The sequence below is a fragment of the Bacillus sp. REN10 genome (assembly GCF_016820555.1).
Classification (GTDB): domain Bacteria; phylum Bacillota; class Bacilli; order Bacillales; family Domibacillaceae; genus Bacillus_CE.
The window spans coordinates 276,410-302,800 of record NZ_JADHDW010000002.1 but is presented as its reverse complement, the minus strand read 5'-3'; the positions used below and the strand labels follow the sequence as shown (position 1 = coordinate 302,800).

Here is a 26,391-nt window from a genome sequence, read left to right as displayed (position 1 = left end):
CATGTCTTACGATATGAGGCTGCTATCACCTATATTAGGCACAAATTAATGAGTTTTGCACTCGTCATAAATACCTTTTTCTTTAATGACTTCGATTAACGTTTCACCCATTACTGATGGTGTTTCAGCTACTTTAATGCCGCACTCGTTCATGACGCGGATTTTTTCATCAGCTGTCCCTTTTCCGCCAGAAATAATCGCACCAGCGTGGCCCATACGTTTTCCTGGAGGTGCTGTACGTCCGCCGATAAAGCCAACAACTGGCTTCGTCATGTTTTCTTTCACCCATAATGCAGCTTCTTCTTCAGCTGTTCCACCAATTTCACCGATCATGATGACAGCTTTTGTTTCTGGATCTTCATTGAATGCTTTTAAGACATCAATGAAATCCGTTCCGTTTACAGGGTCGCCGCCAATTCCAACAGCTGTTGATTGACCGATACCAGCTTGTGATAATTGATGAACCGCTTCGTACGTTAATGTACCAGAGCGGGAAACAACGCCCACATGACCTTTTGTATGAATGTAGCCAGGCATGATACCAATTTTACATTCGCCAGGTGTAATCACACCAGGACAGTTTGGTCCAACTAAGCGAGTTTTCTTATCTTGCATATAGCGTTTTACTTTCACCATATCCAGAACTGGGATATGCTCTGTAATACAAATCACTAAGTCAAGTTCAGCGTCTACCGCTTCCACAATCGCATCTGCAGCAAATGGAGCTGGAACGTAAATGACAGAAGCGTTTGCTCCAGTAGCTTTCACAGCGTCTTCCACTGTATTGAATACAGGAACTCCTTCTACTTCTGTTCCGCCTTTACCCGGTGTTACTCCACCAACGATTTTCGTACCGTACTCAAGCATTTGCTTTGTATGGAAAAGAGCAGTAGAACCAGTAATACCTTGAACGATTACTTTCGTATCTTTATTAATAAATACACTCATGCCTATACCTGCCTTTCGATTGTCAACTCTCTGAAATTATTTGCTAACAAGCTCAACGATTTTTTGCGCGCCATCAGCCATAGACTCAGCAGCTACAATGTTGATATCAGATTCACTTAAAATTTGCTTTCCTAAGTCAACGTTTGTTCCTTCTAGACGTACCACTAATGGCACAGAAAGACCTACTTGTTTAGCCGCTTCAACAACGCCCGTCGCGATTACGTCACACTTCATAATTCCGCCGAAAATGTTAACGAAAATTCCTTTCACATTTTGGTCAGAAAGAATGATTTTGAATGCTTCTGTTACCTTTTCAGCTGTCGCGCCGCCACCAACATCAAGGAAGTTAGCTGGGTCTCCGCCATAATGTTTAATGATGTCCATCGTTGCCATTGCAAGACCTGCACCATTAACCATACAACCGATGTTACCATCAAGAGAGATATAGCTTAAGTCGTATTTAGATGCTTCAATTTCTTTTGGATCTTCTTCTGCTAAATCACGATATTCTAAAATATCTTTATGACGGTATAATGCATTGGAATCAAAGTTCCATTTCGCATCTAACGCCATCACATTACCGTCGCCAGTAACTACTAATGGGTTAATTTCAGCGATTGAAGCGTCTTTTTCAACAAATGCCGTATAAAGACCCATCATAAATTTCACTGCTTTATTTACAAGGTGCGCCGGAATGTTAATATTGAACGCAATACGACGCGCTTGGTATGGCATTAACCCTGTTACTGGATCAATGACTTCTTTGAAAATTTTCTCAGGAGTAGCCGCTGCTACTTCTTCAATTTCTGTTCCACCTTCTTCAGAAGCCATTAACACAACTTTTGAAGTCGCACGATCAAGAACAAGACCGATGTAATATTCTTTTTGAATACCACAGCCTTCTTCAATTAGTAAGCGTTTTACTTCTGTTCCGTCTGGAGCATTTTGATGTGTGATAAGCGTTTTACCGAGAATTTCTTCTGCATATGTACGCACTTCGTCGATATTTTTTGCTACTTTTACTCCGCCTGCTTTCCCGCGGCCACCTGCATGAATCTGCGCTTTAACTACACAAACTTCTGTCCCTAATTCTTTCGCTGCTTCTACTGCTTCTTCAACAGAGAATGCAACTTTACCGTTTGGAACGGCTACCCCGTAACTTCTGAGGATTTCTTTACCTTGATACTCATGGATATTCATACTGATCCTCCTATCAATCTCAAAAAAAGTAGACTGCGCTTTCATTGTATATAAAGTCGTTATTTATGTCTACAATTTGGACATATTTTTGTTTGTTGTTCCAATTTTTTATTTTTTCTTAATTGTTTCATTGCTTTTGAACTTTATTAAAGCATCAACCGTGAGTAACGCAGCCTTTTTTATGTTGTCCCAGATTAAAAAATTTACACCTGTTTTTTTATTTTTTCCTCTGCTGATCAAGCCGATAAACAAAAGCGAATACTTCTGCTACCGCTTGATATAACTCCTCAGGAATCGACTCATTGATTTCGAGTTTACCTAAAAGCTCCACAAGGTTCGGATCTTCCTGAATTGGAATCTTATGCTCCTTCGCTTTCTCAATAATACTTTCAGCGATTTTTCCTTTTCCTTTCGCTAATAGCGTCGGAGCATGTTGCCCCGGCTGATAAGATAAGGCGGCTGCTTGCATTCTTTTTTCTGCTTGTTTCATATTCGAATATCCACCCCTGCATATGTCTGTTCATTCATGGCTTGGACAAAAGGCGATACGCTCTTTTGTTGTGATTGTTTAAATTGCACAGTTGACAACTGATAACCTTTTGACTCTATGGCCGCTTTTAAAGCCGGTACCATCGGAGTAGCCATCGTTTGAATGCCCGGAGTATCATTAAAAATTTGCAAACTAATGATTCGGTTTTGTACTTGCATATCAATGACCATCTCTTGTAGATGTTCAAGATTTAAGTAAAAAAGCACTCGACAATAGTTAGGATCAAGCTGACCATTTTCATTTTTTCTTCCCGACCATTGCAACGTTAAATCTGTTTGAAATCCGAATAAATTGAGGGGTATCTGCATAATTAATTGTTGAAGCGGGCCATTTTCCGCTGACAAAATATGTTGAGCATTCATGCGGCCGATCATTTTTTCAGCGAGGTCTCTTGTTGCTGGCGGAATTTCCTCTCCTAACAACGTTAATAGCTGCGTCTTCATCATTTGTTCTACATTCGTCTCTCCTGCACTTTTTGACCCAAGTATGGCCTCTAAATCGATCCCTAACGCAGTAAAAGCTTCCTTCATTAAAACGTAGGCCTCTTTTCCTACCATTTGAAATCTGGCTTGATCGTCGATGGATGCATACAATTGTTGAAACAGCGCTTCCTCGGGAGTCAATGACGCTTGTGGCTTCATTAAAATTGCAGCTGCTTCTTGTCGAAAATTTTGCATAATAGTCTCAGGTTCTTGATTGAAAAGAAGCGCTAGCACCCTCCCGGATTCTAACTGATTCTCATGAAAGCTGACCAGCTTTGCTGCTAGTTTAAACATGGTCGGGAGCTGGTCTTGTGGCCGATTGTTTCCCTTTAAATTGGCTATAAACAAATCGATTTCATCCAAGGTTTCTTGCGGGACGGAAGACTGCTGAGACAGATTTAGCAAAGCTTGTCTCACTCTTTCAACGGTTTGACTATTCGGTTCTGTCAGCAGTTGAGTCACAGCAGTCTGCAACTCATTGACCGCTGCATGAATCGGCAACTTCTGGGTATTTCCGCTCAACTCTCCTCTCATAGTATTCGGTATCTTCCATTGTTGAATAACTGTTTCTAAAGCCCCATCAATCGTCGCAGCTGAACTCGGAACAAGTCCGACGGATTTTAATAGCTGAAGAGCTGCATTCTTTTCGCTGCTGGGTCGATCAGATTGAGCAGCAATTTCTATTAGGGACGTCAACGCCTGTTGAATCGTACGTGCGTTAATTGGCTGTCGCCATTCTTGAATCGTTTTTAATAACTGGACAGCGGACTCGGGAGGATTAGTGAAATTTTGCAAGTTTGTGGCTAACTGTTCTGTTAACTTGCCGAAACTAACTGGAGATTGCGCGCTGACTAGTGCCTGAAAGATATCCTTTGTAAATGGAAGTGAACGATCAATCATCACTTTCATTGCTTGGATGCCTTCGTTGATACCGGACTTGGTCAACCATTCTCCTGTCTTTATCACTAGATCCTTTGTTAGCGGTAATCCTTCCTTCATCATGAATTGCACAAAGGCTTTATTTTCTTTCGTGAGAGGTAGCGTTAGCTGTTTTAAAATAGACTCAGTCATTTGCTGAATGTTATCTTTCAACGAACTAGGAGTGGACATTACCTTTAATTCAAGTCCATTTTCAACAGAGGTAACATGAAACAAGTAGCGTTCGCCTGCTTGCAGTGGTGCTTCTAGTTTAGCAATTATTTTATTAGAGCCAACCATAATCTCTGCCATATCATGTGAAAGAATTTTGACCACTTTTCCAGAAAACATTTGCCCCTCGCTTAATTGCAAAGGCTTTTCCTTGCCGACTAAACTTTTATTCATTGAAGTTAGCTCAATATTCAAGGTTTCTCCCTCCTTATTATTTCTCCGCCTAAAGCATCTCTTTCACAGGTGCAAAGGTTTTGCGATGAATATCACTTGGCCCAAATGTTTGCAATCCTTGTAAATGTTCTTTCGTACCGTATCCCATATTCTTTTCAAACCCATAGTGCGGATAAACAGCGGCATATTCCTTCATCAGTCGATCTCTCGTGACTTTCGCTGCTACTGAAGCCGCAGCAATCGAAACACTGTGTGCATCCCCTTTAATAATCGATGTTTGACTAATCGGTACATCCAGTTTCATGGCGTCAATCAGCAAATGCTCGGGCAAGGTTTTAAGAGCAGAAATAGCTCTTTTCATCGCGTGCTTAGTTGCTTCATAAATATTGATCTGATCAATCTCTTCGGAAGAGACAATCCCAATACCCACATCTGCTTGTTCGATAATCACATCATAAAATTGCTGTCTTTTCGTTTCACTTAGTTTCTTTGAATCATTTAATCCTGGTAAATAAAAGTTTATAGGTAAGATGACAGCAGCAGCAACAACCGGACCGGCAAGCGGGCCTCGTCCCACTTCATCGACCCCGGCTATATAAGTCATTCCTTGATCGATTAATCGTTGCTCGTATTTCAACATTTCCTGATACTCCAGGCGCTCTTGTTCCAATTTCTCCTGCGCTCTATACCATTGTCGCAAAGCTTGCTGAACGCCTTTACGGGAATCATCCAATAACGGTTTAAAACGCGGATCTTCTTGCGATTGAATTTCTTTGAGTAATGCTTTCACTTCAGATACAGATTGTGCCATGTTATTGTCCTTTCTTACATCATTGCCTTCAATACGCTTTCTCTTTATATCGGATGCTCAGAAATGAAATAAAGGCCCTTTTTAAGGACCTTTACTTTTCGTTATTGAGGAAGGAAAAGGTAGTCAGGATCATCAAAAGTCAACCTACCGAGTTTTTCTCCGCGAATATCACGAATAATCACCTCAGCTGTTTTATCATAGTCGACTTCATATTTGCTGATTAAACAACCTCTTAATTTTCCGATATGGTTAAAGACATCGACCACTTCATCAAATAACACTTCCATCTCATACCGCTCTTTTAATCTTTCAGGATAATTTCTTTCTAAAAAGCGGAGAGCAAATACCGCAACATCCTGCAAATTTAAAATCGCATCCTTGATTGCACCGGTTAATGCCAGTTTATACCCTGTTTCAGGATCTTCAAACTTCGGCCAAAGAATTCCTGGTGTATCTAACAGCTCCATCTCTTTGCCGGCTTTAATCCATTGCTGAGCCTTTGTAACACCTGGCATATTTCCTGTTTTTGCGATATTTTTTTTAGCTAATCGGTTAATCAATGTGGATTTTCCGACGTTTGGTATTCCGACGATCATCGCCCGAATCGCTCTCGGTCTAATTCCACGGGACTTCATGCGCTCAAGTTTTTCTTTTAATACTTCTTTAGCCGCTTTGCTAATCATTTGCAACCCACTACCCGCTTGAGAGTTGATCGGCAATGCTTTAATTCCTTCTTTTTCAAAATAAGCTAACCATTTAGTTGTCATTGCCGGATCAGCTAAATCGGCCTTATTAAGCAGAACTAGTCGAGGCTTTTGCTGAATAATCTCATCAATCATTGGGTTTCTAGATGAGATGGGAAGCCTAGCATCTACTAGCTCAAATATAATATCAACCAGTTTTAATTTCTCTGTTACTTCTCTTCTTGCTTTGGCCATATGGCCGGGAAACCATTGAATTGTCAAAAGCTCTACCTCCGCTCTATGATGTAGGTCTCGTTAATCGACTAAGCGCATGCTGCCTAGAGGCCAGAAAACAACATTTGTACTTCCGACTACTTCATCCATACTGACTGTCCCGATGTGGCGTCCATCTTTGCTATAAAGGCGATTATCACCAAGAACAAAAATCTCTCCTTCAGGCACTGTTTTCCGTCCCGTTATTTCCTCTAAAGTAAAATCTGGCGTGAGCGGACCAGGCTCTTTCGCCTTATATTCATCTAAATATGGTTCCTCATAGTATTTACCATTAATGTACAATTTATCGTTTTTATACTCAACCGTATCTCCAGGAAGCCCTATCACCCGTTTAATATAATCTTTATTTTCTGGGGCATGGAAGACAACGATATCAAATCGCTCTGGACCACCGATTTTATTGACAATCATCCAATCTCCATTGTGCAAAGTCGGCATCATGGACTCCCCGTCTACAACGATCGGTGCAATGATAAAATATCGAATGATAGCTGCAAGTCCAATTGCAATTAAAAAAGCTTTTGTCCATTCCCAAAATTCGTTTTTCTCCTTCGCCAAAATAACCACCACCTATTTTTTATATTACAATCATATCATGTAAAAACGTTTCAAGAAAAGTAAATGAGATTGAAAAAGGAGCTTGTTTCCAAGCTCCTTTCGCAAATGTTACATCATTATCGAATTTCTTTAATACGAGCAGCTTTACCACGAAGGTTACGTAAGTAGTAAAGTTTCGCACGACGAACTTTACCGCGGCGAATCACTTCAATTTGAGCGATTTTTGGTGTATGAAGCGGGAATGTACGTTCCACACCTACACCATAAGAAATTTTGCGAACAGTAAATGTCTCGCTAATTCCGCCACCACGACGTTTGATAACTACCCCTTCAAATACCTGAATACGCTCACGAGTACCCTCGATAACTTTTACGTGTACGCGAACTGTATCTCCAGGACGGAAAGATGGTAGATCTGAACGAAGTTGTTCTTGAGTAAGTTCTTGAATTAATTTTTGCATTATATTCCTCTCCTTCTAACAGATGCTCTTATCGGCTATCATTCGCCCCAGCGGAACACCGTTTTAACGGCTGCAGCTTTTGCTACAAACCACTTGTAAATTCTATCAAAACCGGATGAATAAATCAAGTTCTTTTTTGTTGATTCCACTGATGGATCCAAGTCAATTGTCGCTCAGTTAATGGATATTTGTCTAATAAATCCGGTCTACGTTCCCATGTGCGTCTTAATGACTGTTGATCACGCCATTCATCAATTAATCGGTGATTTCCTGAAAGAAGAACATCCGGCACTTTCCACCCTCGGAAATCAGCTGGTCTTGTATACTGCGGGTGCTCGAGCAAACCAGATGAGAAAGAGTCCAGCACAGGGGAAGCTTCATTTCCTAACACATCCGGCAGCAAACGAACCACACTATCCGCCACAACCATTGCTCCAAGCTCTCCGCCTGTTAACACATAATCACCTATCGAAATTTCATCGGTAACAAGATGCTCTCTAATTCTTTCATCATATCCTTCATAGTGGCCACAAATAAAAATTAAATGCTCTTCCTTAGCTAGCTCTTCGGCTTTTTTTTGTGTATATCGCTCTCCTTGAGGACACATTAATATAATTCGAGGCTGCGAGGAGGAAGCTTTCTCTTTTAAATGAGCGACTGCATCAAATACAGGCTGAGGCTTTAACACCATTCCAGCTCCTCCGCCGTAAGGATAATCATCCACCGTATGATGCTTCCCTTCAGCAAATTCACGGAAATTAACGACGTTGTATTGGACTTTCCCCTTATCGGCTGCTTTTTTTAGCATAGAAGAATGAAAGACACCTTGAAACATTTCCGGAAACAGCGATAAAACGTCGATATTCATCATGATAGAAGCCCTTCCATCGGTTCAATAATAATCACTTTCTCCTTTATATCTACCTTTTTGACAACTTGCTCAATATAAGGGATATAATGTTCTTTTCCTTTTTCACCTTTCACCACCCACACATCATTGGCGCCAGGTGTTAAGATTTCCTTTACTTTCCCGATTTCTTCGCCATCGAGCGTTTGTACAGCGCATCCGATGATTTCATGAAAATAATATTCCCCTTCTGGCAATTCACCAAGCTGGCTTTCTTTAATTTTTAATAAAGCCCCTTTTAAAGGTTCAACTTGATTGATGTTGTCGTACCCTTCTAACGTCAGCAAATCAAAGTTTTTATGCTGACGGTGAGAAGCCACAATAACAGGCTTCCCTTCTGTTTCCTCTTGCGTAAACAAGTACAGCACATTGCCTACCTTATATCTTTCATCTGGAAAGTCCGTTCGTGAAATCACTCTTATTTCCCCACGAATACCGTGAGTGTTGACAATTTTTCCAACATTAAACCACTTTTCCATCTTGTGTTTCACCTCTATCGAATGTCAATGATGATGCCATCTTTAATGACGATCGTTTTCTCGTTTTCAATATCGCTCCAGCGGTCACCGACATTCACTTCTGTCATCGTCTGAAGCTCTTTTTCTTTCAGTTCCCTTCCTAGCGGTAATAGGCTTAACTGATTGACTTGAAATTCGATGTTTTGGATTTTATCTAAACGCTTTTGCATTTCTCTTTCATATAGCTGAACACTCTCTTTTTGGCTATTTTTGTACTTCTTCTCCGCTTTCTTTTGCTCAAAACGAAGCTGTTCGTATTCTCTTTGGAGCTGGCTCTTTTGCTCCTCATATGAAAGGAGTAGCTGACGCTTCATTTTTTCAGTTAATACCTGTTTCACGATGACTGTTTGCAAAATGTACATGGCTAGAACCTCCCATTCATTTTAGGGAAGAAATGATAATTATATACACAAAAAGGGAGGTTTTCTCCTCCCTAATTGATTGCTACTTATTATTTGCCTAATTTAGCGTTATGGAATTTCTCCATGATGCCTTCGTTAGAGAATAGGTTACGAACTGTATCAGATGGTTTCGCACCATTTTGAAGCCATTTAAGAGCAAGCTCTTCGTTGATTTTCACTTCAGCTGGTTGAACAACTGGGTTGTATGTTCCAATTGTTTCGATTTGACGTCCATCACGAGGAGAACGAGAATCTGCTACTACGATACGATAGAATGGGGATTTTTTTGCACCCATGCGTTTTAAACGAATTTTTACTGCCATTTTTAAAGCACCTCCGAATAGTTTTACACAAGATAGTATAATAGCAAATAACACTATTGTTTGTAAAGGTTTTTTTCTTTACATTTTGTCTAGCTCTGCCGAGTCTAACCGGCTGTTTCCGCTTTTCCTTACATAAAAGGAAATTTGAATGGCATGCCTTTTTTCTTTCCTTTTTGCTGCATACCAGACATTTGTTTCATCATTTTTTTCATTTCCTCGAATTGCTTAAGTAGACGGTTCACCTCTTGGATGGATGTACCGCTCCCCTTAGCAATTCGCTTTTTGCGACCCGCGCTAATGATTTCAGGATGTTGCTTTTCTTCCTTTGTCATCGAGCGAATGATCGCTTCAATATGGCCAATTTGTTTATCATCGACTTGAATATTATTTAAGCCTTTAATTTTATTCGCTCCTGGAAGCATTTTAATGATTTCATCTAAAGGTCCCATTGAACGAACTTGACCTAATTGATCGAGGAAGTCATCAAATGTGAACGACATTGTTCTCATTTTCTGTTCTAGCTCTTTGGCTTTCTCTTCATCAACATTGGATTGTGCTTTCTCAATTAAGGTGAGCACATCCCCCATGCCAAGAATTCGCGAAGCCATCCGTTCCGGGTGAAAAGGTTCTAGCGCATCTAGCTTTTCTCCCATTCCGGCAAACTTAATCGGTTTGTCAGTGACTGCACGAATGGACAAAGCAGCCCCTCCGCGTGTATCACCATCAAGTTTGGTTAACACAACGCCCGTTACGCCAAGTTGATCATTAAAGCTTTGAGCGACATTGACAGCATCTTGACCTGTCATTGCATCAACAACAAGGAAGATTTCATCAGGGTTTGTCAGCTCTTTAATTTGCTTTAGTTCGTCCATTAACGCTTCATCGACGTGCAGACGCCCCGCTGTATCAATCAAAACATAATCATGATGATCAGCTTTCGCTTTTTCAATTGCTTGTTTAGCAATTTCCACAGGACTCACTTGATCGCCTAACGAAAACACAGGCATATTTAATTGCTTTCCGAGAGTCTCCAACTGCTTAATGGCAGCGGGTCGATAAATATCGGCAGCAACTAATAACGGTTTGCGATTATAGCGCTTACGAAGCAAATTCGCCAGTTTTCCTGTCGTTGTCGTTTTACCAGCACCTTGCAAACCAACCATCATAATGACCGTTGGCGGTCGCTTAGCCACAGCAATTTGACTTTGCTCTCCCCCCATCAACGCTGTCAATTCTTCCTTAACTACTTTAATGACCTGCTGACCGGGAGTTAAGCTTTTCATGACCTCTTGACCGACGGAGCGCTCACTGACTTTTTTTACAAAATCTTTGACAACTTTAAAGTTAACATCCGCTTCTAAAAGGGCGAGACGCACTTCACGCATCATTTCCTTTACATCTGCTTCGGTTACTTTTCCTTTGCCTCGGATTTTTTGCATCGTATTTTGCAGTCGGTCGGCTAATCCTTCAAATGCCATCTGTGCCGCCTCCTAATCTAATTTCTCCAGCGCTTCGAGAATAGGCCATTCCTTGTCAGAAGTCACTTTTTTCAACTTCTGCAATAGCTTCGTGCGCTCTTGAAATTTTTTGAATAAAAACAACTTACTTTCATATTCCTCCAACATAGATTCCGTGCGTTTAATATTGTCATAAACCGCTTGACGGCTCACTCCATACTCCTCCGCAATTTCACCAAGAGAGAAATCATCCAAATAATAAAGGGACATATAACTTCGCTGCTTTTCAGTTAACAACGATTGATAAAAATCATATAAGTAATTCATTCTCGTCGTCTTTTCAAGCACCCAAAGCCCCCCTTTGTTAAGTTAAAAACCTTTACACTCGAATATTGTACTCACAAACAAAACCAATGTCAAGAAAAAAACTTTACATAATCGAAAAGCGGAAGGCGCTGTTTAGCGACGTATGGACTGTAGCGAGCCGTATGAGATAAAGGAAACACCGACTTATTCTTCTTTCTCCTCCATTTGTAAACCAGAGAATAAACCGTATACATATTTTTCGGCATCGAATGGCTGAAGGTCGTCCATTTTCTCTCCTAATCCAACGAACTTCACTGGAATATCCAGTTCTTTTCGGATGGCAAGAACAATGCCACCCTTTGCCGTTCCATCTAACTTGGTTAACACGATGCCGGATACATCCGTTGCTTCTTTAAATGTTTTCGCTTGAACCATAGCATTTTGTCCTGTTGTCGCATCAAGAACGATCAACACCTCATGCGGAGCCCCTGGAATCTCACGCTCAATGACTCGTTTTACTTTTTCTAACTCATTCATTAAGTTGACTTTATTTTGCAGTCTTCCAGCCGTGTCACAAAGCAAAATATCTACATTTCTGGATTTAGCGGCACGAACAGCATCATACATGACCGCCGCCGGATCCGAGCCTTCTCCTTGCTTAATAACGTCAACACCTGTTCGTTCTCCCCATACTTCTAATTGATCAATCGCTCCAGCACGGAATGTATCTCCGGCAGCAAGCAGCACTTTTTTCCCTTCAGATTTATACTTATGAGCGAGCTTACCAATGGTTGTTGTCTTGCCGACACCATTGACACCAACGAACAAAATGACTGTTAAATCATTCTCTTGAATGTTTATTTCATTTGGCGTACCTTCACCGGCTTGATAAATCTCTACTAATTTCTCTGTAATAATATCTTGCACTTCTGCCGGATCCTTTGTATTGCGGCGTTTCACTTCAAATTTAAGCTGCTCTACTAACTCCATTACGATCTCAAAGCCCACATCAGCTCCGATTAAAATCTCTTCTAATTCCTCAAAAAAGTCCTCATCAATTTTGCGATAGCGAGCGACAAGATCATTCACTTTATTAGAAAAATTATCTCGCGTTTTCGTCAAACCGGATTTGAACTTTTCGGTTGCTTGATCAGTTGTGGCTGTAAACTTCTCTTTTAACTTTTTAAAAAAACTCATTTCACCATTTCCTCCTTCAATTGCGGTGTTTCTTCCATCCGAACAGACACTAATCGAGAGACACCCGATTCCTCCATCGTCACTCCATATAACACATCCGCTTCCTCCATTGTGCCCTTGCGGTGAGTAATAACAATGAATTGCGTCTCCTCACTGAATTGTTTTAAATACTTACTAAAACGATAAACATTTGCCTCGTCCAATGCCGCTTCGACCTCATCGAGCACACAAAACGGAACAGGGCGCACTTTCAAAATCGAGAACAATAAGGCAATCGCCGTCAATGCTCGTTCTCCGCCAGATAAAAGGCTTAAGTTTTGCAACTTTTTCCCTGGAGGCTGTGCAACAATGTCTACACCTGTATGAAGCAAATCATTCGGCTCCGTCAATTTCAATTCCGCTCTTCCTCCGCCAAACAGCGCTTGAAAGACCGGCAAAAAGTGAGAGCTGATCGCTTGGAATGTTTCCTTAAATCTCTTCGTCATTTCAACATCCATTTCTTCAATCACTTGCATCAGTGTATCTTTCGCCTCTTGCAAATCTACTCGCTGTTCTTCAAGAAACGTATACCGTTCATATACACGCTCATATTCATCAATGGCTCCGATGTTGACAGTGCCAAGCTCCTCAATCGACAACTTAATCAATTTCACTTTTTTGCGCACTTCGTCTATCGGAAACGGCAAAGGATAGGTGTCTTTTGCATATTCATAAGACATGGCATAATCTTTGCGTAATTGCTCTAGGCGATTTTCTATTTCCACATCGAGACGATTGATTTTCACTTCTTCATCTTGAACTGCCTCACTCATTGCTTTATGAAGCCGCCTTAACTCTTTTAGTTCTAGCTCTTCCCCTTCTAGCTTTTGCTGTTTCTCTAAACGTTCTTTCCTGCGCAAAGAAATGAGTGTAACCGTCTGCTCTTTATCAATTTGCTTCATGCGTGCCGCTTGCTCAAGCTCTTCTTCCCCCTGATGGCTAGAAGACATTTCTGATTTGAGCCAGTGCAATTCTTCTTCCCATTGCAGCTGTTTCTTTTTAGTCTCAGCTAATTCTTTTTGCACTTGTTCTAGTCGAGTTTGACCAGTGAATAATTGTTCTTTCTTAACAGCAAGCATCGATTTCGTGTCGCTCATCGACTGCAGTAAAGATTCTTTTAATGAGCTTTCCTGCTTCCTTTTTTCAGTTAAATTCTTAATTTCAGCATCTAGTGCCTTTATTTCTTCTTGTTGATGAGCCAATCGTTGTTCAACAGATTGATAGCGGTGAACAAGTCTTTCTTTTTCCTCTTGGAATTCTTTTTTCTCCCTATCATACAACGATAAACGTTCGTTGATCGTTTGATAAGAAAACTGCCACTCAAGCAGTTCATTTTTCCATTGCTGCTCTGATGCTCTCAATTGTTCGCCTTTAGTGCGCATACCTTCAAGCAAGATTTCATTTTTAGCAATCGTTTCTTTCAGCTTCTTGACTTCACGCTCAACCGTGGCTGTTTTCTCTTCCATAGAAGCCAGTTTTGTCTTTAAATCCTCCAGCTCATTTTTACGGGTTAATAAGGAGCTGGCTTTTTGTTTCATTGCCCCTCCTGTCATCGAACCTCCTGGATTGACGACATCTCCGTCTAATGTAACGATTCGATAGCGGTAACCGAGCATTTTCGCTAATTCATTTGCTCCTGTTAAGTCCTTTGCAATGACAACAAGACCTAAAATGCTCCTAATTGCCTGTTTATATCGTTCATCATATCGAATCAAATTCGAAGCAATTCCAATAAAACGGGCATCATTTTCGAGCTGAGAAAGAACGACTGCCGGGAATACTTTCTCTTTCATAGCTGTTAAAGGTAGGAAAGTGGCACGACCATAACGATTCGTTTTCAAATAAGCAATTGCTGCTCGAGCGGACGCTTCATCTTGAGTAATAATATGCTGCATACTGCTGCCGAGGGCGATTTCAATCGCTGTTTCATACTCTTTAGGCACATCAATCACTTCAGCTACTGCACCTTCAATGCCTGAAAGTGTATGATCTCTCGCTTTTAATATTTCTTTTACACCTTGAAAGAAGCCAGAATAATCCTCTTCTAAAGACTCTAGCATCTCTTTTCTTGACTTAGCGTCTTGCAAAATTTTGTAGGCTTGATATAAATTTGATTCTTGTTTTGTATACTTAGCTTTCAGCGCCTCTAACGTTTGTTGCCCGCTTCGAAACGCTTCAACATGCAAAGTCAGCTCATGTTGGGCCGTAGTTAATTTTTCCTCAATTTCTTTTTTACTGATCTCAATTTGCTGTCTTTCAGCTACTTGTTTTTCGTTTTCGCCATCAATTCTTTCTCTGCGACGAGTCAACTGTTCCATTTGTTGAGATAAATTATGAAGCTCGTTTTTCGCTGAAGCCTGTTCATTGAGCCCTTCAATATAATCAGCCTTTAATGACTCAATTTTCGCCTCTAAATCTTGCGATAACGTTTGCATTTCCTTTTGCTTTTCACTGAGCTGATGACGCAATTGTTCCTCTTCTAGCCGATCTGCCTGCACCTTTTGCTCAAGCGCTTGTGCTTGTTGCGAAAGCTCCGCTATTTTCTCTTTCGTTTCTTTCATATAATCAGCTAACTGACCTTCATTTTGAACAGCATTTTTTTTACGCTCTTTTAATACTTGCTTGCGGCCTTCTAATTTTTCTAGTTCCTCACTAGCTGCTAATAAAACAGTTTGCAAATCGTTAACAGATTCATCAAGTGCTGTTATTTGGTCCCTTAACGCTGCTGTTGAGGCTTCTTTACTTTGCAAATTAGCAGACAGCTGCATTTCTTTTTGCTGATGCAAAGTAAAGCTTTCCTTTAACCTTTCCCATTCGGCATGGAGCTGATCGATGTCATGAACGATAGAGGCGATATCATATGTTTTCAGCTCCTCTTTCTTCTCAAGGTAGTCTTTTGCCATGGAAGCCTGAATTCGCAGCGGCTCTACTTGACTTTCAAGCTCGTATAAAATGTCTTGAACACGATTTAAGTTTTCCTGTGTTTCAGTCAGTTTTTGTTCCGCTTTTCGCTTACGCACTTTGTATTTAAGAACACCAGCTGCTTCTTCAAAAATTGCGCGCCGATCTTCAGGTTTGCTGTTTAATATTTCTTCTACTTTCCCTTGGCCAATAATCGAAAAGGCCTCTTTTCCAAGACCGGAGTCCATAAACAGTTCGACAATATCCTTTAACCGGCACGATTGTTTATTGATGAAATACTCACTATCTCCTGATCGGTAGACCCTTCTTGTGACATTGACTTCATTGTATTCAATCGGCAGAACCTGCTTTTCATTATTTAAAGTTAACGTGACTTCAGCAAAATTGAGGGCTCTTCGAGTATCACTTCCTGCAAAAATCACATCTTCCATTTTTCCACCGCGTAAACTTTTAGCTGACTGTTCTCCTAATACCCAGCGAATGGCATCAGTAATATTGCTTTTTCCGGATCCATTCGGACCAACCACCGCTGTAACTCCATCGACAAAATCGACAGAAATGCGCTCTGCAAAAGACTTAAAACCTAAGATTTCCAATCTCTTCAGGAACATATGTCTTTCCCACTTTCTATTCTTTATGTTGCAACGCTGCTAAAGCCATTTGAGCAGCATATTGTTCCGCTTCCTTTTTTGATTTCCCCTGACCGCTTCCAAGCACTTCATCATTAAGCGAAACTTGAGCAACGAATTCTTTGCTGTGGGCAGGTCCTTTTTCATCAAGAATTCGATATTCAAGCTGTCCTTTCGTTTGTCGCTGCACTAGTTCCTGCAGCTGACTTTTGTAATCCATCATATGAGAAAAAGCACCGGAATTAATTTTCGGAAAAACCACATCTTCTAAAAAGGAAATGACCGTCTCCATCCCTTGATCTAAATACAGCGCACCAACAAACGCTTCGAATACATCAGCCAAAAGAGCCGGTCTCATACGGCCGCCTGTCATTTCCTCTCCTTTCCCAAGCAACACCACTTCACCAAATTGGAGTTCATTGGCAAACGTCACAAGAGAAGGCTCACAAACGATCGCCGCTCTTAATTTGGTTAAATCACCTTCTGATAATAGCGAATATTTTTTAAACAAAAATTGTGAAACAGTCAGCTCTAAGACGGCATCTCCTAAAAACTCTAACCGTTCATTGTCTTCATATGGTTTTTTCCGATGCTCATTCACATAGGATGAATGCGTAAATGCTTGTTTTAATAGTCGTTCATCATGAAATTGAATGCCTAATTTTTGCTGTAATTGCTTAAAGGATTCATCTTTTCTATGCGATGGTTTTCGATATTCTTTATTTGCTTTCCTCATGGGACTTCCTCCACTACATAACAAATTTACACTCAAAGACAGTTTAGTCGAAAATGAAAAAAATCGCAAAAGAAGAAAGCTCCGTTTAGATAACGGAGCCTGCATCTTTCAACGACTTAGTTTTTGCTGTTTATATAATTCACAGCGTCACCCACTGTCGCAATTTTCTCTGCATCATCATCAGAAATTTCCATATCGAACTCATCTTCTAATTCCATTACAAGTTCAACTACATCTAAAGAATCCGCTCCTAGATCTTCCTTGAAAGAAGCTTCTAATGTTACTTGAGATTCTTCTACTCCAAGACGATCTACGATGATTTTCGTTACACGTTCTAATACGTCTGCCATATTCGTTCACCTCCCCTCAAGTCATTATAGACGAATTCCCGTCAAGATTAAATAAATTTTCTATTACATGACCATGCCGCCATCAATGTGCAATGTTTGACCTGTCATATACTTTGAATCTTCCGACGCTAAAAACACAACTGTTTTTGCAATATCTGCCGGTTCACCAAAGCGAGCAAGCGGAATTTGACCCAGCATTGCTTGTTTCGCTTCTTCTGGCAATACATCAGTCATGTCAGTTGTAATAAAACCTGGCGCGATCGCATTGACTGTGATCCCTCTTGAAGCGAGCTCTTTCGCCGTTGTTTTCGTTAAGCCAATCACACCTGCTTTAGCAGCGACATAGTTTGCTTGTCCCGGATTACCGCTTACACCTACGATTGAAGCAATATTAACAATACGGCCACTTCTCTGTTTCATCATTGGACGAGTGACTGCCTTTGTACAAAGAAACACACCTTTAAGATTCGTATTAATCACATCATCCCACTCTTGCTCTTTCATACGCATCAGCAAGTTGTCTCTTGTGATACCTGCATTATTAATTAAAATATCTATTTTTCCAAACGTATTCACCGTTTGATTGACCATTTCTTGCACAGATTCACTGTTTGACACATTGCATTGAATAGCAATCGCTTGACGGCCAAGCGCTTTAATTTCTTCCACCACTTCATTCGCTTTCGCTTCACTACCTGAATAGTTAACAGCTACATCCGCTCCTTGACGGGCAAGCTCGAGAGCAATTTCTCGGCCAATGCCGCGTGAAGCGCCTGTTACTAAAGCTGATTTCCCTAATAATTTCATTGAGATGCCTCCTTTAATTGTGCTACTGCTGCCTGAATGGATTCTTCGTCTTGAATCGCAAACGTTCGAACTTGACGATTAATCTTTTTAATCAAGCCGGAAAGCACTTTACCTGGACCAATTTCAATAAAGGTATCCACACCCTCTGCAATCAGTGCTCCCACACTGTCTTCCCACAATACAGGAGAATACAATTGTTGCAATAGTTTTCGCTTAATTTCATCTGCCTGTTGAACAACTTTTGCATCTACATTGGCCATAACAGGTACGCGGCTATCATGAAGTTCAATTTCATTCAATACAGCTTCTAGCTGTTCCGTTGCTGGCTTCATCAAAGAAGAATGGAACGGACCGCTCACATTTAACGGAAGCACTCGTTTAGCCCCTTTTTCTTTCGCTAGTTCAGAAGCTTGTTCTACTCCTGCTTTTGTACCGGATATAACAATTTGACCCGGACAGTTTAAATTTGCAAGACCAACCGCATTTCCATTAGCGGTTACTTCATCCACTACTTGCTGTAACACGCTTCTTTCCATTCCTAATACAGCAGCCATCGTTCCTTCTCCTGCCGGCACAGCCTCTTCCATAAATTGACCGCGCTTATGAACAGCATAAACGGCATCCTCAAATGATAAAGCACCGGCTGCTGTTAAAGCGGTATATTCTCCTAAGCTATGACCCGCCACGTAATCAGGAACGATCCCTTCTGTAGAAAAGCGCTGCAACACCGCCATGCTAGTTGCTAATAAAGCAGGCTGCGCATTCATTGTTAACGTCAGTGTTTCTTGTGGACCATTAAAGATAATATCGCTTAAAGAGAAACCTAGTCTCTCATCTGCCCTCATAAATAATTGATGAATATCTTTATGCTGGTCGGCTAGCGATTGTCCCATACCGACTGCTTGTGAACCTTGACCCGGAAATACAAAGGCTATTTTCCCCATCAGTTTCGCCCCCTTAGTTTTTATTTTCTACTAACAAATTTGCTGCATCTTGAATGGTTGCTGGCACGTTCGCTTGCGCCATTGTATAGGCCTGTTTTAATGCATTATAAAACGCATTGGCATTAGATGAACCATGAGCCTTGATAACAGGGGCTTTTAAACCGAATAAGCCCGCACCGCCATATTCTGTATAGTCCATTTTATTTTTCAGTCCGTATAATTCAGATTTCAGTAAGCCTGCACCGATTTTTGCCTTTAGTGAAGAGGTTAAAGAAGACTTTAACATCGAGAAAATTGAAAGAGCTGTGCCTTCTAATGTCTTTAGAACCATGTTGCCAGTAAAGCCGTCCGTGACAACTACATCAGCAACACCATTGAGCAAATCTCTTGATTCAACATTTCCGATAAAATGAATGTTTGTTTGCTGCTTCAGCAGTACAAACGCTTCTTTCGTTAATTCATTTCCTTTTTTCTCTTCGGTACCGATGTTTAAAAGACCAACTTTAGGCTTTTCAATCCCTCTCACTTTTTCAGCATAGATCGAACCCATTAACGCATATTGCACTAAATGTTCCGGTTTCGCATCTGAGTTTGCACCGAGATCTAACATCACAAAGCCGCGACCGTCAATCGTTGGTAACGTAGGGGCTAAAGCGGGGCGCTGAATACCATCAATTCGACCGACGATAAATAAACCAGCCGCCATCAACGCTCCTGTGTTCCCTGCTGAGACACAGGCAGCAGCTTCTCCATCGGCCACAGCTTGAGCCATCATGACCATCGACGCTTTCTTTTTACGACGCACGGCACGAACAGGCTCATCTGCTCCTGAAATGATTTCCTCGGAATGAATAATAGTAGCACGACTCGTTGGAGTTAAAAGTGGCTTCATTTTCTCTTCGTCACCAAAAATTAGTACTTCGAGATCCGGAATTTCCTCTAAAGCTCGATTCGTTCCTAAAATAATCTCCTTTGGCGCATGATCTCCGCCCATCGCATCTACTGCTATTTTCATTTTATTTCATCCTTTGCTTCTATATTGGAACGATACATTGTGAAATCGCCTTGAAACACTAATTCATGACCAACATAACTATGTACTTCAACGATCGTTCTTTCATTTTCTTTATTGACATCGACCACTTTCGCTTTTGCCACTACTCGCTCACCTTCACGCACGGAGCGCTTAAAATGAATGTTCGCCTTTGCTGTCAAGGCTAATTCATCGTTAATGACAGCTACAGCGAGAGAATTGGCTTGAGCAAACAAGTGATGCCCTCGTGCAATGCCATTTCTCGTAAAGACATGCTCTTTCTGGACATCGAAAATGGAGATCGCACTTTTATCTAATTCAATATCAATCACATCGCCAATTACTTCTTCAATTGGCAATGAGCGAACTTCATCCGCTAATTTCTTTTCAGCCACATGCTTGATTCTTTCACGCAGTTCCGGTATGGAGAGCTCCATGCGGTCTAGACGAATCGTCTGCACGCTCACTCCGAAGCGGTCCGCCAACTCTTCATCCGTTACAAATGGATTATCTTTAATCGTTTCTTGCAACTGGGATTGTCTCTCTTTTTTTGAACGTCTCATCAATATTACACCATCCGATATTAGGACTAGGTACTAACAGTAGTATAAAAGCAAAAAAAACAGAATGCAAGGAAAATCTTGCATTCCCAATTAATCTAGTTTTTCTCCTGAAAGAACACCGGATTGCTGGAGGGACTCACGAAGCATCGAAAACTCTTCCTCCTGCCAAAACTCTTCCGATTCAATTAACCTTTTAGCATCTTCTCTAGCAATTTCTAATGTGCGATAATCATGCACCATATCAGCCACTTTAAATTCCGGTAAACCACTCTGCTTTCTTCCGAAGAAATCTCCCGGTCCGCGCAGTTCCAAATCTTTTTCACTTAATACAAACCCATCATTTGTTTCCGTCATAATTTTCATGCGTTCTTGACCGACTTCTGTTTTCGGATTAGCTAGTAAAATACAATATGATTGTTCACTCCCCCGACCAACACGGCCACGAAGCTGATGTAGCTGCGAGAGACCAAACCGCTCTGCATCGTAAATGACCATCATCGTAGCATTAGGCACATTGACTCCAACTTCTACTACGGTGGTCGAAACAAGCACTTGAATATGATTGTCCGCAAAAGCTTTCATGACCTGATCTTTTTCTTCAGCAGAAAGCCGGCCGTGCATCAAGCCCACTTGAAAGCGGCCATGAAAATAATGCACGAGCTGCGAATGGACATCTAAAGCGTTTTGCAGATCCATTTTCTCTGACTCTTCTATTAACGGGCAAATGACATAAGCTTGACGACCTTTCACTAATTCTTTTTCCATAAAGCCAAGGACGCGCTGGAGCATCTCTTCTCTCGCCCAATACGTTTCAATGGCTTTTCGCCCTGCAGGCATTTCATCAATGATAGAAACGTCCATTTCACCAAAAACCGTGATCGCCAGCGTTCGCGGAATCGGAGTAGCTGTCATGAACAGCACATCCGGACTCTCTCCCTTTTCCCTCAATATTCTTCTTTGATTGACCCCGAAACGATGCTGTTCATCGGTAATAACAAGCCCCAGACGGCGAAAATGAACATCCTCTTGAATTAATGCATGAGTACCAACCACGACATCAATTTCTCCAGCTTCCAGCCGCGAGAGAAGCTCTTTTCTGCGCTTCCCTTTCACTGAACTCGTTAAAAGGGCTAAAGAAATCCCCATTGGCTCAAACAGTTCAGTTAAAGAATCCGCATGTTGTTCAGCTAAGATCTCTGTCGGCACCATTAAAGCCCCTTGATTTCCTGCTGTTACACTGGCATATAGGGCAACAGCCGCAACAGCCGTTTTTCCGCTACCTACATCCCCTTGCAACAGCCGATTCATCCGATAAGGAGATTTTAAATCCGCACAAATCTCATTAACGACTCGCTTTTGGGCATTTGTCATTGTAAAAGGCAACGAATCAATAAAGAGCTTTAACTGCTGCACCTCATAATTTTGCTTCATACCTTGGGAGTGTTCCCGCTCAAATTTTCGCAAAGCTTGCATTTTCAATTGAAAAGTCAAAAATTCTTCATAGACAAATCTTCGCCTAGCTTGCTTCATGTCTTCTCCATTCGCCGGAAAATGGAGCGCACGAAGCGCATCACGGCAAGTTAACAACTTATATTGCCGCAAAAACTGAGCAGGTAATGTTTCTTCGATCCACTCTCCATATTGTGATAGTGCTAGCCCCACATATTTACGAAATAATTTTGGGGATACAATCCCTTTCAATGAATAAACAGCCTCAAAATCACCCTGCCTTTGATGAGGGCCAAGATTCATCTGCTGCGCCGTAATCGTTTGGCGACTTCTATCCCATTTCCCAGTGAGCGTGACCGTGTCATTAATATTAATTTTATTTTTTAAATATGGCTGATTAAAAAAAACAACACTGACTAAGTAACGGCCTACTAGTAACTTAAATGTTAAGCGTGACTTTTTCTTAGAATAAAACATTAGCGACGGAACGCTATGAACTTTTCCTTCCACTGTCACCCGTTCATCATGAGCCACTTCCGCTAAATCCTTTAAACGATAATCTTCATAACGATAAGGAAAGTAGTACAACAAATCATGAATGGTTTCTATACCAAGCTCTTTTAAAGAAGCGGCTGTTTCTTTGCCGACCCCTTTTAAACAGCTCGTTTCTTGTAACAGAGGGGAATCATTGACTTGCATTTCGGGTTGTTGATCCATAAATTTGTTCCTCCAACTTACGCCCGGTTGGTGTTGCAGCTAATCCTCCGCCGGCTGTTTCTCTTAATGCAGTCGGCATCGTTTGACCAATTTTATACATGGCCTCAATCACTTCATCACACGGAATTCGACTTGTTATGCCAGCGAGAGCCATATCAGCTGCGACAAGCGCATTGGCTGCTCCCATCGCATTTCTCTTCACACAAGGAACTTCCACTAAACCAGCCACAGGGTCACAGACAAGTCCGAGCATATTTTTTAAAGTAATCGCCATCGCTTCCGCACTTTGAGCAGGGGTTCCACCTGCCATTTCGACAATGGCAGCCGCAGCCATTCCAGATGCGGAACCGACCTCCGCTTGACAACCGCCTGCCGCACCGGAAATGGAAGCATTATTAGCAACAATAAACCCGAAAGCTCCCGCTGTAAACAAAAAACGAACCTTGTCTTCTTTGGAAGGTTTCAGCTTTTCTTGAATGGCAAATAAAGTGCCAGGGACCACCCCTGCGCTACCAGCTGTGGGAGTCGCACAGATGGTTCCCATAGCAGCATTTACTTCGTTAGTCGCAACCGCTTTACTCACAGCATCCAATAATAATGGTCCTGATAACGTTTGACCTTTAGCAATATAATCTTGCAACAAAACCGCATCTCCACCCGTTAATCCGGATAGGGATTTCACTCCACTTAATCCCCTTTTCACCGCTTGCTCCATGACATCTAAATTTCTCTCCATGAAAGACATCACTTCATCTAATGTTTTTCCAGTAACGGTCATTTCTTGTTCAATCATGATATCTGAAATCTTTTTCTGCTGCTCATTAGCCATGTTGACGAGTTCTGCTGCTGTTTTAAACATCTTGTTCACTCCTATTCTCATGGTGATGATCTAAATGACTTCTTTTTTCTAGGAAACTAATCTGCAATTCGCGCGACTTGAATGACATTAGGTAAATTCTCAATTGCTTTCAACACCTCATCATCAATTGGCTGGTCTACCTCTATGATCATTAAAGCCATTTCACCTTTCGCTTTTCGAGAAACCTCCATATGACCAATATTGATCTCATGTTTAGCTAGTTCATTTGAAACTGTTGCAATTGCTCCAAAACGATCATTATGAACAACCAAGATCGCTGGATGCTGACCAGAGAGTTTCAACTCAAACCCATTCAACTCGGTCACTTCAATTTTACCGCCGCCAATAGAGATTCCAACTAGCTCCATTTCTCCCCCATCATCACCAATGCGAACTCTTGCTGTATTCGGATGAGTAGGAACAGCCATTTCTTCGATGAATTGAATCTTCATACCTCGGCTCTTGGCAATCTTTATGGCATCAATAATACGTTCATCAAATGTATCAAAATCAAGGAGCCCACCAATGATGGCGACATCCGTTGCATGACCTTTATACGTTTGGGCAAAAGAACCGTAAAATGAGATAATTGCCCATTTTGGTTCTCTTCCAAATAAGCTTCTAGCTAAACGACCAATTTTCGCTGCACCCGCTGTATGCGAGCTTGAAGGGCCAATCATAATTGGTCCAATAATATCAAACACACTTTTATACTTCATGCTGTCGCCTCCTTGTATCATTAGGTTACTCTAAATAGGTCAATATCTATATTTTATTATACGCAACTTAAAAATGCACAAATAAAAAAAGAAGAGGAAGCTCCCCTTCTTTTTTATTCGACTGAGAAAATAAATGAATATAGCGGCTGTTTCCCATTATGGACTTCTACTTCCACTTCTTCATACTTCTCTTCTATAAATGAAGATATCTCCTGCACGTCATCAAGCTCGATATCTTCTCCATAAATAATCGTCACAATTTCAGATTCTTCATCAATTAAATGATTAAGTAACTCTTTCGCTGCTTCAATTTTATTTGGATTCGTTAACACGATTTTGCCATCCGCTAATCCCATGAAGTCATCTTTAGAAATTTCAACTCCATCGATATTCGTATCACGGACAGCAAATGTGATTTGACCCGTTTTCACATGAGAAAGAGCCTCTGTCATCGCCGATTGGTTTTCTTCTAATGTGGCTTCAGGATTGAAAGCAAGTAACGCCGCCATTCCTTGAGGAACTGTTTTAGATGGGACAACAACTGCGTCGATCTCAACGACTTCAGCTGCCTGTTCAGCTGCCATCACAATGTTCTTATTATTAGGCAAAATAATCACTTTTTTAGCATGCGCTTCTTCAATAGCCTTCACAATATCTTCTGTGCTAGGATTCATCGTTTGGCCGCCTTCAATCACCGCAGAAGCGCCAATACTTTGAAGCAACTCAGAAATCCCTTCGCCCATAGCGACTGTGACTACGGCATACTCTCGCTGTACTTCCGGCTTCTTAATTGCTGGCTTTTGCGACTTATCGCCACCAACAATATTGCTGTGCTGCTCTCGCATATTCTCGATTTTCATACTAATTAAGCTACCATATTTTTGCCCATAGGATAAAACTTCCCCAGGTTGTTCTGAGTGAATGTGAACTTTAGCAATTTCATCATCAGAAATAACAAGAAGCGAATCTCCATACACGCTTAAATCCGCTCGGAACTGCTCTTCTGAAAATGGATGTTTAGCTACCTTATCCGCTTCAAAGCGAACCATAAACTCTGTACAGTAGCCAAATTCAATATCGGCTGTGTTCATGAACCCTTGAACACTTTGATGATGCTGAGCGCTCACAAGTTCTTCCATATCAGGAGCAAGACCTGGACTGTCCGGTAACGTTTCTCCTTTTAAAGCTGCAAGAAATCCTTCGTAAACAAGCAAAAGTCCCTGACCTCCACTGTCTACTACACCTACTTCTTTCAATACAGGGAGAAATTCAGGGGTACGTGCTAATGAAGCTCGTCCTTCTTCCACTAAAGCTTCCATCATGACAACGATATCTTTTTGTTTTTTAGCTGTAGCCACTGCTTTTTTAGCCGCATCTTTCGCCACTGTTAAAATCGTTCCTTCTACAGGCTTCATCACTGCTTTATAAGCCGTTTGCACACCAGATTCAAAGGCATTCGCCAATTGTTTGCTATCCACTACCGATTGTTGTTCAATCGCTTTTGCAAACCCTCTGAACAATTGCGACAAAATAACACCAGAGTTGCCTCGTGCTCCCATCAGTAACCCTTTAGAAAGAGACGCAGCTGTTTGTCCAAAATGCTCGCTTGACTGTTGCTGAACTTCCTTTGCACCAGAAGTCATCGATAAATTCATATTTGTTCCCGTATCACCATCAGGAACAGGGAAAACATTGAGTGCATCTACCATATCAGCATTAGCTGAAAGATGATTAGCTCCCATCTTTACCATTTCGGCAAATTTTTTCCCATCTAACGAAGTAATTGACACAAATCTTTCCTCCTCACACTACGAGTTCGTCACTCGAACTCCTTGCACAAAAATATTAACTGAATCAACAGCTAGTCCAACTGTTTGATCGAGCGTATACTTTACTTTTGACTGAACATTGTTTGCCACTTCAGAAATTTTCGTTCCGTAGCTTACAATAATATACATATCGATATGCACTTGATCCTCTTCTTGACGAACGATCACGCCACGCGTGAAATTTTCACGGCGCAATATATCAGTAATTCCATCTTTAATTTGATTTTTTGATGCCATTCCAACAATTCCGTAGCAATCTACCGCAGCTCCGCCAGCAATCATGGCAATGACATCATTCGAGATGTCAATTTGCCCGTACTTTGTTTTAAGCTCAATAGCCAATGAGAGTCCCCCCTTATGAATGTTGCTAAGCTAA

General features: G+C 41.3%; 27 protein-coding genes. All 27 read right to left on the bottom strand.

Annotated features, from left to right (window positions below; genetic code table 11):
* Window positions 1-45: 45 nt before the first annotated feature.
* The 27 genes from sucD to IRB43_RS04635 all read right to left on the bottom strand — a co-directional run bounded on the left by sucD (window position 46) and on the right by IRB43_RS04635 (window position 26,357).
* Complete coding sequence (gene sucD, locus IRB43_RS04765; protein ID WP_203362291.1) at window positions 46-948, bottom strand: succinate--CoA ligase subunit alpha; 903 nt, start codon at window positions 946-948, stop codon at window positions 46-48.
* A 36-nt stretch (window positions 949-984) separates the two neighbouring features.
* Complete coding sequence (gene sucC, locus IRB43_RS04760) at window positions 985-2,148, bottom strand: ADP-forming succinate--CoA ligase subunit beta (RefSeq protein ID WP_203362290.1); 1,164 nt, start codon at window positions 2,146-2,148, stop codon at window positions 985-987.
* A gap of 217 nt (window positions 2,149-2,365) precedes the next feature.
* Window positions 2,366-2,638 carry an EscU/YscU/HrcU family type III secretion system export apparatus switch protein gene (locus IRB43_RS04755; protein ID WP_203362289.1) on the bottom strand — a complete coding sequence of 91 codons (273 nt, stop codon included), beginning with the start codon at window positions 2,636-2,638 and terminating at the stop codon, window positions 2,366-2,368.
* Window positions 2,635-4,524, bottom strand: a complete 1,890-nt coding sequence (locus tag IRB43_RS04750; RefSeq protein ID WP_203362288.1) for a hypothetical protein — start codon at window positions 4,522-4,524, stop codon at window positions 2,635-2,637. The genes IRB43_RS04755 and IRB43_RS04750 overlap by 4 nt, the downstream gene beginning before the upstream one ends.
* A 28-nt stretch (window positions 4,525-4,552) precedes the next feature.
* Entirely contained in the window at window positions 4,553-5,314 is a 762-nt protein-coding gene (locus tag IRB43_RS04745; protein WP_203362287.1) for a ribonuclease HII, read from the bottom strand.
* Window positions 5,315-5,415: 101 nt separating this feature from the next.
* A complete protein-coding gene (ylqF, locus tag IRB43_RS04740) occupies window positions 5,416-6,279 on the bottom strand; it encodes a ribosome biogenesis GTPase YlqF (protein ID WP_203362286.1) in 864 nt (287 codons plus the stop codon).
* A 33-nt stretch (window positions 6,280-6,312) separates the two neighbouring features.
* Window positions 6,313-6,849, bottom strand: coding sequence for a signal peptidase I (gene lepB / locus IRB43_RS04735; protein WP_203362285.1), 537 nt, complete (start codon window positions 6,847-6,849; stop codon window positions 6,313-6,315).
* Between the two features lie 116 nt (window positions 6,850-6,965).
* Window positions 6,966-7,310, bottom strand: a complete 345-nt coding sequence (rplS, locus tag IRB43_RS04730) for a 50S ribosomal protein L19 (protein ID WP_094835657.1) — start codon at window positions 7,308-7,310, stop codon at window positions 6,966-6,968.
* Window positions 7,311-7,434: 124 nt separating this feature from the next.
* The gene (gene trmD, locus IRB43_RS04725; RefSeq protein ID WP_203362457.1) at window positions 7,435-8,178 is read right to left on the bottom strand and encodes a tRNA (guanosine(37)-N1)-methyltransferase TrmD; all 744 of its coding nucleotides are present in this window, start codon (window positions 8,176-8,178) and stop codon (window positions 7,435-7,437) included.
* Window positions 8,178-8,696 carry a ribosome maturation factor RimM gene (rimM, locus tag IRB43_RS04720; protein ID WP_203362284.1) on the bottom strand — a complete coding sequence of 173 codons (519 nt, stop codon included), beginning with the start codon at window positions 8,694-8,696 and terminating at the stop codon, window positions 8,178-8,180. Before rimM ends, trmD begins: the two co-directional genes overlap by 1 nt.
* Window positions 8,697-8,710: 14 nt before the next feature.
* Complete coding sequence (locus IRB43_RS04715; RefSeq protein ID WP_203362283.1) at window positions 8,711-9,097, bottom strand: YlqD family protein; 387 nt, start codon at window positions 9,095-9,097, stop codon at window positions 8,711-8,713.
* Between the two features lie 89 nt (window positions 9,098-9,186).
* Complete coding sequence (gene rpsP / locus IRB43_RS04710; protein WP_203362282.1) at window positions 9,187-9,459, bottom strand: 30S ribosomal protein S16; 273 nt, start codon at window positions 9,457-9,459, stop codon at window positions 9,187-9,189.
* 128 nt (window positions 9,460-9,587) lie between these two features.
* Window positions 9,588-10,937, bottom strand: coding sequence for a signal recognition particle protein (gene ffh / locus IRB43_RS04705; protein ID WP_203362281.1), 1,350 nt, complete (start codon window positions 10,935-10,937; stop codon window positions 9,588-9,590).
* Between the two features lie 12 nt (window positions 10,938-10,949).
* Window positions 10,950-11,243 (bottom strand): putative DNA-binding protein, encoded by a 294-nt coding sequence (locus tag IRB43_RS04700; RefSeq protein WP_238941828.1) that lies wholly within the window; start codon window positions 11,241-11,243, stop codon window positions 10,950-10,952.
* A 183-nt stretch (window positions 11,244-11,426) separates the two neighbouring features.
* Window positions 11,427-12,419, bottom strand: a complete 993-nt coding sequence (gene ftsY / locus IRB43_RS04695) for a signal recognition particle-docking protein FtsY (RefSeq protein ID WP_203362279.1) — start codon at window positions 12,417-12,419, stop codon at window positions 11,427-11,429.
* Window positions 12,416-15,991, bottom strand: a complete 3,576-nt coding sequence (gene smc / locus IRB43_RS04690; RefSeq protein ID WP_203362278.1) for a chromosome segregation protein SMC — start codon at window positions 15,989-15,991, stop codon at window positions 12,416-12,418. Before smc ends, ftsY begins: the two co-directional genes overlap by 4 nt.
* 16 nt (window positions 15,992-16,007) lie before the next feature.
* Window positions 16,008-16,745 carry a ribonuclease III gene (gene rnc, locus IRB43_RS04685; RefSeq protein ID WP_203362277.1) on the bottom strand — a complete coding sequence of 246 codons (738 nt, stop codon included), beginning with the start codon at window positions 16,743-16,745 and terminating at the stop codon, window positions 16,008-16,010.
* Between the two features lie 116 nt (window positions 16,746-16,861).
* Window positions 16,862-17,095, bottom strand: coding sequence for an acyl carrier protein (acpP, locus tag IRB43_RS04680; RefSeq protein WP_041100323.1), 234 nt, complete (start codon window positions 17,093-17,095; stop codon window positions 16,862-16,864).
* A gap of 63 nt (window positions 17,096-17,158) precedes the next feature.
* Window positions 17,159-17,902, bottom strand: a complete 744-nt coding sequence (gene fabG, locus IRB43_RS04675; RefSeq protein ID WP_203362276.1) for a 3-oxoacyl-[acyl-carrier-protein] reductase — start codon at window positions 17,900-17,902, stop codon at window positions 17,159-17,161.
* Window positions 17,899-18,846, bottom strand: a complete 948-nt coding sequence (fabD, locus tag IRB43_RS04670) for an ACP S-malonyltransferase (RefSeq protein WP_203362275.1) — start codon at window positions 18,844-18,846, stop codon at window positions 17,899-17,901. Before fabD ends, fabG begins: the two co-directional genes overlap by 4 nt.
* Before the next feature lie 13 nt (window positions 18,847-18,859).
* Window positions 18,860-19,861, bottom strand: coding sequence for a phosphate acyltransferase PlsX (gene plsX, locus IRB43_RS04665; RefSeq protein ID WP_203362274.1), 1,002 nt, complete (start codon window positions 19,859-19,861; stop codon window positions 18,860-18,862).
* Window positions 19,858-20,442 carry a transcription factor FapR gene (gene fapR / locus IRB43_RS04660; RefSeq protein WP_203362273.1) on the bottom strand — a complete coding sequence of 195 codons (585 nt, stop codon included), beginning with the start codon at window positions 20,440-20,442 and terminating at the stop codon, window positions 19,858-19,860. The genes plsX and fapR overlap by 4 nt, the downstream gene beginning before the upstream one ends.
* A gap of 90 nt (window positions 20,443-20,532) precedes the next feature.
* Window positions 20,533-22,608: an ATP-dependent DNA helicase RecG gene (gene recG, locus IRB43_RS04655; RefSeq protein ID WP_238941804.1), complete on the bottom strand. Its 2,076-nt coding sequence runs from the start codon at window positions 22,606-22,608 to the stop codon at window positions 20,533-20,535.
* The gene (sdaAA, locus tag IRB43_RS04650; protein WP_203362272.1) at window positions 22,577-23,467 is read right to left on the bottom strand and encodes an L-serine ammonia-lyase, iron-sulfur-dependent, subunit alpha; all 891 of its coding nucleotides are present in this window, start codon (window positions 23,465-23,467) and stop codon (window positions 22,577-22,579) included. The genes recG and sdaAA overlap by 32 nt, the downstream gene beginning before the upstream one ends.
* 56 nt (window positions 23,468-23,523) lie before the next feature.
* Window positions 23,524-24,186, bottom strand: a complete 663-nt coding sequence (gene sdaAB, locus IRB43_RS04645) for an L-serine ammonia-lyase, iron-sulfur-dependent subunit beta (RefSeq protein WP_203362271.1) — start codon at window positions 24,184-24,186, stop codon at window positions 23,524-23,526.
* 113 nt (window positions 24,187-24,299) lie between these two features.
* Entirely contained in the window at window positions 24,300-25,976 is a 1,677-nt protein-coding gene (locus tag IRB43_RS04640) for a DAK2 domain-containing protein (RefSeq protein WP_203362270.1), read from the bottom strand.
* Window positions 25,977-25,994: 18 nt separating this feature from the next.
* Window positions 25,995-26,357, bottom strand: coding sequence for an Asp23/Gls24 family envelope stress response protein (locus tag IRB43_RS04635; RefSeq protein WP_203362269.1), 363 nt, complete (start codon window positions 26,355-26,357; stop codon window positions 25,995-25,997).
* Window positions 26,358-26,391 lie beyond the last annotated feature (34 nt).